Below are 12,266 nucleotides of genomic sequence, written 5' to 3' on the forward strand. Positions count from 1 at the left end.
TAATATGGAGAGAAATATGAAAAAGGTTGATTTAACTAAAGGTAATGTGTTAAAGGTATTAATAACCTTAGCAATACCTATAATAGGTAGTTCTCTATTACAATTTACCTATAACTTAATAGATATGTTATGGGTAGGGGGATTAGGTAGTGATGCAGTAGCGAGTATAGGATCTTCTAGCTTTTTTATTGGACTTGGATATTCAATTAATGCTTTTGTTATCATAGGGACAGGAATAAAGGTTGCACACTCTATAGGGAAAAAAGATAATAAGGCGGTAGAAGAGTATATATCTAATGGAGTAATATTAAATGGAGCTGTCAGCTTAATATATTGTTTAGTATTAATCTTTCTTGGAAAGAACTTTATACAGTTTTTAAATTTAGGTAATACTATAGTTGAAAAACAAGCATATATATATTTAGCTATAAGTTCGCCAATGCTTTTCTTTTCATTTTTCAATACATTATATATCAGAATTTTTAATAGTTTTGGTGTTAATAAAAGTGCTCTTAATATAAGTGCAATAGGAGTAGTTATAAATATGATTTTAGATCCTCTATTTATATATGGTATGGATCTAGGAGTTACAGGTGCTGCTCTTGGAACATTAATAGCAAATGGAATTATGTTTATATTATTTATAATAAAGGCAAGGAACTTATTTAGTATTAATTTTAGAAATGGATTGGATTATAAGAAGATTAAAGAAATAACTATTTTAGGACTTCCTATGTCTTTTCAAAGAGTATTATTTACTTTAGTAAATATAATTTTAGCTAGATTAATAGGAGTATTTGGTTCAGATGCAATAGCAGCTCAAAAAATAGGTCTACAAATAGAATCTATAGTTTATATGGTTGTAGGTGGATTAAATGGAGCTATTGCTGGTTTTGTTGGACAAAATTACGGAGCTAAAAAGTATACCAGAATAAACAAAGGATATAATACTGCAATAGGAATAGGTATGATTTATGCTTTATTTGTAAGTATAATATTTATATTTGTTCCAGAGGTATTAGTAAAGATATTTATTAGAGAAAATAATACTATTGTAATTGCAAGTGATTATTTAAGAATAATAGGATTTTCACAAATATTTGCAACTATAGAAATGATATCTAACGGTGTGTTTACAGGGCTTGGAGTTCCTAAAATACCAGCGCTTATAAGTATAATTTTTACTATACTTAGAATTCCACTAGCATTAGTGCTTACAAGATATATAGGAGTAAGTGGAATATGGTGGGGAATATCAATATCAAGTATTTTAAAAGGTTCTACAGCCTATATCATTTATAAATTTAGCATATGGAAGGAGTATAAAGATGTTAAATGTGATTAAATCACTTGAATATAGAAATAAATTATTAAGAGGAAATTTTGGAGTAGAGCGTGAGACATTAAGAGTAAATGAAAATGGTGAATTAGCTTTAACTAAGCATCCAGAAGTATTTGAATGCAAGATAAGTCATCCATATATAACTACTGATTTTTCAGAAAGTCAAATTGAGCTCATAACACCAACTTTAAATACTTTAGAAGAGGTTTATAGCTTTTTAAATTCTCTTTATGATATAACAGCATTAGAACTTAAAGATGAATATCTTTGGCCACAATCTATGCCATGCGACATTCCAGAGGATGATTTAATTCCTGTTGCAGATTATGGTAAGTGCGGTACTGGCAAAGGAGCAAGTGATTATAGAAAAAAACTTTTAAAAAAGTATGGTGGAAAAAAACAATTAATATCTGGAATACATTATAATTTTTCTTTTAATGAAGAATTAATAAAAGATTTATATAGAGTTCTTGGAAAAGAAGAAAGTTACAGAGACTTTAGAGATAATATCTATTTAAAGGTAGTTAGAAATTATTTAAGATACAGATGGTTACTTATATATCTTCTAGGTGGAACAACTATTATGCATAAGACATTTGGAGAAAAATGTGTAGTAGATTTAAATAAGATAGCAACTGATAGTTTTACTAATGATGGAGCCATATCTTATAGAAATAGTGAATGTGGATATAAGAATCCTATAGATTTATATCCAGAATATACTTCAGTTAAGGATTATGTTTCAAGCGTATATAGATTTATAGATGATAAGCTTATAGATAGTCATAAAGAGTTATATACACAAATAAGACTAAAAGCAATAGATAACACTAGATTTTTAGATTCATTATTAGATGATGGTATAAATTATCTTGAGATAAGAAGTATAGATATAAATCCATTTAATAAGGCTGGAATATCATTAGATGATTTAAACTTTATAAATATATTTACTATATACTTACTTGTTAAAGAAGAAAGTGATTATAAGAACTGGCAAGAAGAAGCTCAAAATAATCAAAATATAATTTCTATGTATGGACAAATGGATGTAACTTTATATAAAGATGGGAAAACTATATCTAAAAATGATTGGGCTATTCAAATATTAAATGAAATTAAAAATATGAATAATGAGCTATGTTTAGGAAAAGAAGAAATAATTAATAGCATGATAGAAAAAGTATTAGATCCTAAATTAACTTATGCGGCCAGAATTTCTGAAATGGTAAAGGAAGAAGGATTTATAGAAAGTCATTTAAAATTAGCTAAAGAATATCGAGAAGATGCTTATAAAAATAGATTTAAATTAGAAGGATTTGAAGATTTAGAGCTTTCAACTCAAATATTGATGAAGGAAGCTATGAAAAGAGGAATAAAGGTTGATGTAATAGATAGAAGTGAAAACTTTATTTCATTAAAGAAAGGTAATCATATTGAATATGTAAAGCAAGCAACTAAAACTTCAAAAGATAGCTATATAACAGTTTTAATGATGGAAAATAAAGTTGTTACAAAGGAAATTTTAAATAGAAATAATATAAAAGTTCCAAGTGGTTTTGAGTTCTTTTCTTTAGAAGATGCTATAGAAAATATTAAAAAATTTGTTGATAAACCTATAGTAGTAAAACCAAAGTCAACTAACTTCGGAATTGGTATATCAATATTTAAGGATGGAGCAAAGGAAGAAGATATCAAAGAGGCTTTTGAAATAGCTTTTGCAAGTGACAACACAGTTTTAGTTGAAGAATTTATTAAAGGAAAAGAATATAGATTTTTAGTAATAGGAGATAAAGTGCCTGGAATTCTTCATAGAGTGCCAGCAAATGTTATTGGAAATGGCAAAAGTACAATTAAAGAACTTGTTGAAGAAAAAAATAAAAGTTCACTTAGAGGAAAGGGCTATAAAACTCCATTAGAAAAAATAAATTTAGATGATCATGCAAAGTTATTCTTAAAACAAGAAGGAAAAGACTTTGACTATATTCCTAATGAAGGTGAAATTGTATATCTAAGAGAAAACTCCAATATTAGTACAGGTGGAGACAGTATAGATTATACAGATTTAATACCACAAAAGTTTAAAGATATAGCTATTGAATCAGCAAAGGCAGTTGGTGCTAATATTTGTGGAGTCGATATGATGTTAGAGGATTACAATGATGAGAACACAAGCTATGCAATAATTGAACTTAATTTTAATCCTGCTATTCATATACATTCATATCCTTATAAAGGAGAAGAAAGAGAAATTGCAAAGGAAATACTAAATACTCTTGAATTATTAAATAAATAGATATCAAATAAAAAGAACTTTTCTTAACTAAATTGTTGTAGAGAAGTTCTTTTATTTATTTTGTTACATTTACAAAAATATCAACTATCTATTGTAGATTACTTTGACAACTGCAAAATATTTCATTAATGGATACCTATAGATTGTTGGTCTTTGAGTAATGTATATAAGAATAGATATATTAAAGAATAATATTAAATAGATTAATGGTAATATTAGAAAGAGAAAGTATGTATAAATATTATATAAATATGGAAATACAATAAGAAAATATAGTAAAATAAACGGATAGAGAATATTTATTTTACTTTATATCGCCAAGGTTTAAATGATAGATTTAAGCGATATAAAAGGAATGAGGAGTGATAATGATGAAATATAGTATTAATAAAGAATACGTATTAAATACTGCTAAAAGAATATTGGAGTTTGATAGTCCAACAGGATTTTGTTTCGATATTATTAAGGTGATTGAGGAAATTTCAAAGAGTTTTGGATATAAGTTTGAAACAACAAACAAGGGATGTGGAATAATAACAATACCAGGAAAAAGTAATGATAAAGTTATAGGACTTGCAGCTCATGTAGATACATTAGGAGCAATGGTTAGGTCTATTACTAATAATGGAACACTAAAGTTCACTTTGTTAGGAGGTCCAATTCCCCCAACTTTAGATAGTGAATATTGTAAGATAAGAACTAGAGATGGAAGAATATATACAGGAACATTTTTAAGTACAAGTCCAGCAGCTCATGTTTATCCGGATAGTAAGGAAAAGAAACGTGATCCAGAAAATATGGAAGTTAGAATTGATGAAAAGGTGCTTTCAAAAAAGGATGTAGAAGAGCTTGGAATATGTCCTGGAGATTTTATTTTTATAGATCCTAAAACAACAATAACTGAAAGTGGATTTATAAAATCAAGATTTATAGATGATAAAGGTAGTGTAGCTGCATTAATGGGATTATTAGAAATCTTTAATAGAGAAAAAATAACCCCTAAGTACACAACAAAGTTATTTATTTCTATATATGAGGAAGTTGGGCATGGAGCCTCATATATTCCAAAGGATATAACTGAAATGATAGCAGTAGATATGGGATGTATTGGAGATGATTTAAGTTGTACTGAATATGATGTATCAATTTGTGCGAAAGACTCCGGTGGACCTTATGATTATAATATGGTTACATCTCTTATAGAATTGGCTAAAACAAATGATATAAAATATGCAGTAGACATTTATCCAATGTATGGATCAGATGTAGGAGCTGCCTTAAGAGGAGGAAATGATATAAGGGGAGCACTTATAGGACCAGGGGTTCATGCATCACATGGAATGGAAAGAACACACTATGAAGGATTAGAAAATACAATAAAGTTACTTGTAGCATATTTAATGAACTAAATAATATAAAAGTATAATTAAGTAAAAATTAAGGAAAACAATATTTAATTTTAAGAAAGATAGGGTAAAATAAAAGTCATCAACATATATAGCTTGGAGTGTAGATGAAATGGATAATATTCAAATAGTAATAGAATATTTTGCAAGATATGGCTTAATATTTTTATTTATAATTATATTTTTAGAATACTTAAATTTTCCAGGATTAGGAGCTGCTATAATAATGCCAGCTATAGGGATAGCTGTGGCAAAGTCAGGAATTAACTTTTTTGTAGCATTAGCAATATCTGTTTTGGCAGGTGCGTTAGCAAGCTACGTTTTATTTGGTATATCTTATTGGTTTGGAAAACCAATACTAACTAAGGTATACAATAAGTTTCCAAAGGCTCGGAAATCTATTGATAAGGTATGCTTTTACATAGAAAATTATGGGGACAAGGGAGTTTTAATAACTAGACTAATTCCAGTAGGAAGAACTTTAATACCTTTCGTTGCTGGAATGTTTAGAATGAATATAATAAATTTTTCTATTTATTCAACTATTGGTATAGCAATATGGAATGCAGTATTCATATATGCAGGATATGCTTTTGGAAGTTGGTTTATGTAAAGAAATAAAAGGTTACTATAAAAAGAACATTTTACATAAGAGTGAATATATTATATTATAAATTAGCTTAAGGAGTGAGATATATGGTTTCAAGCGAACCAAATGAAAAAGCTTCGAAAATTGAGCTAGAAGAAAATGCAGAAGATAAAGTAGAAGTAAAGTGTTGTAATGATAATATATGTTTTATAGTTAATCCTTCTGATCCTTTTACAATTCCAAAATTCATAGATAAATTGCTGATTCCTGAAACAGCAAAGCCTATAGATGACCCTAATAATGAGTATAAAGATAATGAAAAACATTATCATATTACCATGAAAGAAGCAGAACATTATTTTTCATCATATTTTCCACCAACCAAGATATGGGGATATAATGGATTATATCCTGGTCCAACAATAGAGGCATTTAAGAATATAAGTACCCATGTATTGTGGGATAATAAATTGCCTGATAAGCATTTTTTACCTTATGATACAACCTTGCATGGAACAGTAGATGACCCAGAAGGTAAAACTGTTGTTCATTTACACGGAGCAAAGGTTGAAAGTAGTAGTGATGGACATCCAGAAGCTTGGTTCACTAATGGATTTAAAGTTACAGGACCTGAGTTTACTAGAAAAGTTTACGAATATACAAATTATCAATCAGGGACTACACTATGGTATCATGATCATGCCATGGGACAAACAAGATTAAATGTATATGCAGGTCTTGCAGGTTTTTATATCCTTAGAGATTTATTAGAAGAAAGATTAAATTTGCCTAAGGGGAAATATGAAGTTCCTCTTTTAGTACAAGATAAATCCTTTACTGAAGAAGGAGAATTATTTTATCCAGCTGTTCCACCATTTCCAGTTAGTGTATTTCCGTCAATAGTACCTGGATTCTTTGGGGATACAATAGTAGTAAATGGTAAAGTTTGGCCGTATTTAGATGTTGAGCCTCGTAAGTATAGATTCAGAATTTTAAATGCTTCAAATAGACGTCAATATATTATGAGACTTTCTAATAATGAAGAATTTATTCAAATAGGTACTGATGGAGGATTAATAGAAGAACCTGTTAACCTAACATCATTTAAGTTAATGCCAGCTGAAAGAATTGATATTATAATAGATTTTTCACAACATGTTGGAGAAAGAATCATATTAATGAATGACGATACTAATGCTGATATATCAGGAACTAATATGATTATGAGATTTAATGTTGTAAAGCCATTACAAGGCGAAGATACAAGCGTTGTTCCAAGTACTCTTAGAGTGGTACACCCACTAAATAAAGGTTTAGTAAGAAGAAAAAGAAAAGTATCTTTTGGAGCTATGACTGATCGTTATGGTAGGCCTATGCTTATGATTGATAATATGACTTGGAGTGATCCTGTTACTGAGAAACCTGAACTTGATAGTATTGAAATATGGAATTTAATAAACCCAATGCCTGTGCCTCATCCAATTCACATCCATTTAATTCAATTTAAAATTCTTTGGAGAAGGCCTTTTGATGTTGAGGCTTATAATAATACAGGTGAAGTAATTTATACTGGACCAAAAGAAGAGCCTCATGATTATGAAAGAGGATTCAAAGATACAGTAGATTCTGAGGCAGGAAAAGTAACTAGAATTATAATGCAATTTAAAGGTTATGCAGGTAATTATGTATGGCATTGTCATTTCTTAGAGCATGAAGACTATGAAATGATGAGACCTTTAAAAGTTGTAGAATGTAATTGTGTAAAATGATATAATAATGTTATCTAAAATAATTGGACAGTAGGTAGAGTATCTATCTACTGTTTTTTATAAAGTAAAGATAATGGGAGGATATATGTATACAAATATAATTTTTGATATTGGAAATGTATTATTAAGTTTTAATCCAAAAGAATATTTAAAAGAAAAGATAACAGAGGAAAAAATAGAGGATTTATATAGAGAAATTTTTCAAAGTGAAGAATGGGTTATGTTAGATAGAGGTACTATAACAGAAAATGAAGCAATTAATAAAATAATTGATAGAAATAGTAAGTATGGAGATGATATTAAATTAGTTTTTGAAGATTGGTATAATATATTAAAACCTATTGAAGAAACTATAGAAATTCTAAAAGATTTAAAGAATAATGGATATAAGATATTTTATTTATCTAATTTTCATGATTTAGCTTTTAAAGATGTGAGAAGGAAAAATAATTTTTTTGAGCTATTTGATGGTGGGGTAGTATCTTACGAAGAAAAGTTGATTAAGCCTGAAGAAGAAATATATAAGCTAATATTAAAAAGATATAATTTAATAGCAGAAGAATCTATATTTATTGATGATACAAAATTAAACATAGAGGGAGCAGAGAAACTTAGTATTAATACTTTATTATTTGAAACTCCAGAAAAACTGAGAAGTGATTTAAAGAATTTAAATATAAATATTTAATAGGAAAGATAGAAACTATATTTAAAGTTACTTTTAAGAATAGTTTCTATTTTTTATTTCTTTAGTTTAAAGTAATTATATAAATTTACGTTTATTAGGAGAAAAGTAATGAAATAGTAAAAACTATATGTACTTACTTTTTTTAGGTTGTTTTTAAAACATCTTATTATAAATAACTAGCATTGTTAAAATTAGTGCTATGGGGTAAAATAAATAATACTATTTAATAACAGTAAATAGGTTTATTAGGAAATATATTTAAATAACAGTATTAAAAAAAGTGAGGTATTTTAATGAAGATAGATAAATTTGAGAATATGAATTTAAGTGAAGAAATTCTTAAAGCATTAAAGAATTTAGGATTTGAAAAGCCATCTGAAGTTCAACAAGAAGTTATTCCATATATATTAGATAAAAAGGATTTAGTAGTAAAATCTCAAACAGGAAGTGGAAAAACAGCAAGCTTTGGTATTCCTTTATGTGAATTAGTAAATGTGGAAGAAAATAAGGTGAAAGCTTTAATATTAGTCCCAACAAGAGAACTTGCAATTCAAGTAAAAGAAGATATATCAAATATAGGGAGATTGAAAAAAGTTAGGTGTGCGGCCATTTTTGGAAAACAGCCTTTTAATGAACAAATAAGAGAGTTAAAACAAAGAGTACATATAGTATGTGGAACTCCTGGAAGGGTTATAGATCATATTGAAAGAGGAAATTTAGATATAAATGACATAGATTTTGTAATAATAGATGAAGCTGATAAAATGCTAAATATGGGATTTATAGATCAAATTACAGATGTATTAGATAAGCTACCACAATCAAAAAATACAGCATTATTTTCAGCTACAATTCCAAAGGAGATAGAGGGATTATATTCAAATTATATGAATAATCCAACTGTACTTAATATAAGATCAAAGGTATTTAACAGAGATAAAATTTCTGAAAAATATTTTAATGTAGATAGAGAAGAAAAGTTTAAGTATTTATTAAAATCACTTTATGCATTTACAGATGAATCAGCAATAATTTTCTGTAATACTAAGGATTCAGTTAGAAATTTAAGTTCTTTATTGAAGAAAGAAAAAATTAGTGTTAAGGAATTACATGGAGATATGGATCAAAAAGATAGATTAGCAACTATGGAGAATTTCAAAAATAAAGAATTTAAAGTACTTGTAGCTACTGATGTTGCAGCAAGGGGAATACATATAAACCATATAACTAATGTATTCAATTATGAAGTTCCAATTGAAAAAGAAAGTTATGTACATAGAATAGGAAGAAGTGGAAGAGGCGATAAAAAAGGACTTGCAATATCTTTAGTATCTAAAGGAGAAAGAAGATTTTTAAATGAAATCGAAGAATATATAAATTACAGTATAGAAGAAGCTAATCTTCTCGAATATGAAGAAATAATAGAAGGAAGAAAAAGATTTTTTGAAAGTCAAAAAAATGATTATAATAATAAAACAAATGTTAAGAAGAATATTCACAACGAAGTTACTAAGATACATATAACAGCAGGAAAAAAGAAGAAAATAAGAAATATTGATATAGTAGGTGCCTTTAGTAATTTAGAAGAATTAACAGGAGAAGATATTGGAATAATAGATGTTCAAGATGGGCATTCTTTTGTTGATATTTTAAATGGTAAAGGTAATTTAATATTAAAAAGATATAAGGAAATAAGATTAAAGGGAAAAGTTGCTAAGTTAAGCAAAGCTAAAAATTAAAAGATATAATTCTTAATATTTATGTATATAAAGGAATGATTTGTAAAAGTTTAAAAAGCCTTTACGAGTCATTCCTTTATTTTATATTAGAATCAATGGTATTTGTAATTTATTAAAAATCTAATATAGTTTTAATTAAATAAGTTGTATCTAATATCTTTAAATATAAATTTAAAAAACTTGAATGGTATACACGAAAAATTGTATAATTATAGTAAGAAAAAATAATGAATTGGGATGTGAACAAATTGAAGCTTTCGAGAAAAATAGCAACACTGTTATTCTATTCCACATTATTACTATCAATTATTATTAGTGCAATATTCATATTTATAGTTTATAAACTAAAGGAAAATTCAGCAGAAATAATTATAAATTATAGATTAACACTATTTTTAATATTACTCTTATTAACATTAATAAATATAGGACTTTATATGTTTTTTAATAAAAACATAATAAAAAGATTAGAATTAATAGAAAAATCCATGGGAAAATTGATAAGAACAACAGATAAAAAAATAATAATTTTAAAGATGATGAAATAAGTAAGTTGGATGATGAAATCAATATAGTATTAGATAAGCTTATAAATACAGAAATTCATTTGCAGGAAGAGGAAAAAAATTATACAAATATATTAAATGCAATGTCTAATTCATTTTTCCATTTAAAAGAAATAATGAATAATGAAGGAGAGTATATAGATGGAGTTATTATAGATGTTAATTTTGCTGGGACAGAGCTATTAGGTCTTTCACAGGAAGATATCATAAATAATAAATTATCTGATATATATCAAAATTTTTCTAGAGACAAAGATAAAATATTAGAAATTCTAACAAGAATAAAGGATTCAAAATCAGAGTGTATTGCACAAGAGATAAACATAGTAGATGATAAGTGGGGAGTTGTATCGGTGTACTCACTTAATAAGGGATATTTTTCAATAATAGTAAACGATGTTACCGAGATAAAAAAATATTCTGAGGATATGACTTATTTAGCTAATTATGATACTTTGACAAATTGATTTATATTCTGATGATATAACTGTTGGTAGACTAGGCGGAGATGAATTTATAGTGGTTAAAAGAGGAGAAAGTTATTTAGATAATATAAATGACATAGCAGAGGAGACATTAAAACTTTTAAATAAAAATATTCAATTTAATAAATATAATTTTAGTTTAAAAGCAAGTATAGGAATAAGCTCCTATCCAGATCATGCTGAAGATGTATTTACTTTATTAAAGTATGCTGACATATCTATGTATAAAGGAAAACAAGAAGGTGGAAATAAATATAAGATATTTTCAGAAGAAATGTTAGAAGATTTAAATCTCGAAAGTAGATGGATTAGTCCTACTGGAATAATTTCACCAACAAAATTTATACCATTAGCTAAAAAATGGGGATATAATTAGGATAGATGAATTTGTATTAAAAGAATCATGTGAATTTTGTGAAAAAATGAGAAGCTTAACTGAAGAAGATTTTAAAGTTTCGGTAAATATATCATATACTGCTTTAAAGCAAATTAACTTTTTAGAAAGAGTTATGAGTATAGTAAATGAAAGTAATGTAAATCCTAATTTCATAAAGATAGAAATTACTGAAGATGAAATAATAGATAAAATTGAGTCTACTGTAAAGATATTAAATAAATTAAGAAAACTTGGCTTTAATATAGCTTTAGATGACTTTGGAGTAGGATATTCTTCTTTTAATTATATAAAAACTTTACCATTAGATACTCTAAAGATAGATAGAAGTTTACTGATAAGTGTAGAAAATGACAAAAAAACATTTGCTATTATTAAAACTCTAATTAACTTAGCACATACTTTAGGTTTAGATGTTGTTTGTGAAGGAGTTGAAATGAAAAATCAGTTTGAATTACTTAAAAATATAGAGTATGATAAAATTCAAGGATATTATATAAGTAAACCTTTGAATTTAAATGATTTTTATAAACTTATATTAAATATTAATAATATAGAAACTTGTTTTAAAGAAGTAGCAGTGACAAATTTAATTTAAGTTTTAATTAAGTTAAAATTAATTTATTATAGAAAGAAGGTTCTTTATGAATATAGTAAAAAAAGATGGAAGAATTGAAAAATTTAATATTAGAAAAGTTAAAACTAGTATAGAAAATGCTGCAAGAGATTCTGGAACAATGGTAAACGAATCAGATTTAAACATACTAGTAAATGATGTTGAAAAAGTATTATTAAAGGTTAGAAAAGATTCCTTAGTTACTTCTAGTTATGAAGTAATAGGTACAATTTTTGAAATTTTAAAAAGAGATGGTTTTAATTCTATTTTAAGGGCTTATGTTGAATTTGATAAATAAAATATAACAGAGAAGAATTTAAGATGAATATAATAAATTCATTTATAGTTATTGTTATGATATAATTCAATTAACTTT

General features: G+C 26.6%; 12 protein-coding genes. All 12 read left to right on the plus strand.

Going from position 1 to position 12,266, the window contains the following annotated elements:
• The first annotated feature begins 16 nt into the window (after positions 1 to 16).
• The 12 genes from CSBG_RS03490 to CSBG_RS03540 all read left to right on the plus strand — a co-directional run bounded on the left by CSBG_RS03490 (position 17) and on the right by CSBG_RS03540 (position 12,188).
• Entirely contained in the window at positions 17 to 1,345 is a 1,329-nt protein-coding gene (locus tag CSBG_RS03490; protein WP_008677126.1) for an MATE family efflux transporter, read from the plus strand.
• A complete protein-coding gene (gshAB, locus tag CSBG_RS03495; RefSeq protein ID WP_008677128.1) occupies positions 1,329 to 3,638 on the plus strand; it encodes a bifunctional glutamate--cysteine ligase GshA/glutathione synthetase GshB in 2,310 nt (769 codons plus the stop codon). The genes CSBG_RS03490 and gshAB overlap by 17 nt, the downstream gene beginning before the upstream one ends.
• A 371-nt stretch (positions 3,639 to 4,009) precedes the next feature.
• Positions 4,010 to 5,047, plus strand: coding sequence for a M42 family metallopeptidase (locus CSBG_RS03500; protein ID WP_035284973.1), 1,038 nt, complete (start codon positions 4,010 to 4,012; stop codon positions 5,045 to 5,047).
• A 109-nt stretch (positions 5,048 to 5,156) separates the two neighbouring features.
• Positions 5,157 to 5,657, plus strand: a complete 501-nt coding sequence (locus CSBG_RS03505) for a DedA family protein (RefSeq protein ID WP_008677133.1) — start codon at positions 5,157 to 5,159, stop codon at positions 5,655 to 5,657.
• A gap of 83 nt (positions 5,658 to 5,740) precedes the next feature.
• Positions 5,741 to 7,402: a multicopper oxidase gene (locus CSBG_RS03510; protein WP_008677135.1), complete on the plus strand. Its 1,662-nt coding sequence runs from the start codon at positions 5,741 to 5,743 to the stop codon at positions 7,400 to 7,402.
• An 85-nt stretch (positions 7,403 to 7,487) separates the two neighbouring features.
• Complete coding sequence (locus CSBG_RS03515) at positions 7,488 to 8,090, plus strand: HAD family phosphatase (protein WP_008677136.1); 603 nt, start codon at positions 7,488 to 7,490, stop codon at positions 8,088 to 8,090.
• A 293-nt stretch (positions 8,091 to 8,383) separates the two neighbouring features.
• Positions 8,384 to 9,829, plus strand: coding sequence for a DEAD/DEAH box helicase (locus CSBG_RS03520; protein WP_008677138.1), 1,446 nt, complete (start codon positions 8,384 to 8,386; stop codon positions 9,827 to 9,829).
• A 248-nt stretch (positions 9,830 to 10,077) separates the two neighbouring features.
• Entirely contained in the window at positions 10,078 to 10,377 is a 300-nt protein-coding gene (locus tag CSBG_RS03525) for a hypothetical protein (RefSeq protein ID WP_035284977.1), read from the plus strand.
• A 5-nt stretch (positions 10,378 to 10,382) separates the two neighbouring features.
• On the plus strand, positions 10,383 to 10,862 hold the full coding sequence (locus tag CSBG_RS03530) for a PAS domain S-box protein (RefSeq protein ID WP_035284979.1): 480 nt from the start codon (positions 10,383 to 10,385) through the stop codon (positions 10,860 to 10,862).
• A 16-nt stretch (positions 10,863 to 10,878) separates the two neighbouring features.
• A complete protein-coding gene (locus tag CSBG_RS17655) occupies positions 10,879 to 11,256 on the plus strand; it encodes a GGDEF domain-containing protein (RefSeq protein WP_271845689.1) in 378 nt (125 codons plus the stop codon).
• 46 nt (positions 11,257 to 11,302) lie between these two features.
• Positions 11,303 to 11,872, plus strand: coding sequence for an EAL domain-containing protein (locus tag CSBG_RS17660; RefSeq protein ID WP_051005274.1), 570 nt, complete (start codon positions 11,303 to 11,305; stop codon positions 11,870 to 11,872).
• 46 nt (positions 11,873 to 11,918) lie between these two features.
• Positions 11,919 to 12,188 carry an ATP cone domain-containing protein gene (locus tag CSBG_RS03540; RefSeq protein ID WP_008677140.1) on the plus strand — a complete coding sequence of 90 codons (270 nt, stop codon included), beginning with the start codon at positions 11,919 to 11,921 and terminating at the stop codon, positions 12,186 to 12,188.
• Positions 12,189 to 12,266: the final 78 nt, after the last annotated feature.

Origin of the sequence: Clostridium sp. 7_2_43FAA (genome assembly GCF_000158375.2) — a bacterium.
GTDB lineage: Bacteria > Bacillota > Clostridia > Clostridiales > Clostridiaceae > Clostridium > Clostridium tertium.

Coding starts and splice junctions, on each gene's coding strand:
- CSBG_RS03490 (WP_008677126.1), top strand. CDS start 17: ATGAAAAAGGTTGATTTAACTAAAGGTAATGTGTTAAAGGTATTAATA.
- gshAB (WP_008677128.1), top strand. CDS start 1,329: ATGTTAAATGTGATTAAATCACTTGAATATAGAAATAAATTATTAAGA.
- CSBG_RS03500 (WP_035284973.1), top strand. CDS start 4,010: ATGAAATATAGTATTAATAAAGAATACGTATTAAATACTGCTAAAAGA.
- CSBG_RS03505 (WP_008677133.1), top strand. CDS start 5,157: ATGGATAATATTCAAATAGTAATAGAATATTTTGCAAGATATGGCTTA.
- CSBG_RS03510 (WP_008677135.1), top strand. CDS start 5,741: ATGGTTTCAAGCGAACCAAATGAAAAAGCTTCGAAAATTGAGCTAGAA.
- CSBG_RS03515 (WP_008677136.1), top strand. CDS start 7,488: ATGTATACAAATATAATTTTTGATATTGGAAATGTATTATTAAGTTTT.
- CSBG_RS03520 (WP_008677138.1), top strand. CDS start 8,384: ATGAAGATAGATAAATTTGAGAATATGAATTTAAGTGAAGAAATTCTT.
- CSBG_RS17660 (WP_051005274.1), top strand. CDS start 11,303: ATGAGAAGCTTAACTGAAGAAGATTTTAAAGTTTCGGTAAATATATCA.
- CSBG_RS03540 (WP_008677140.1), top strand. CDS start 11,919: ATGAATATAGTAAAAAAAGATGGAAGAATTGAAAAATTTAATATTAGA.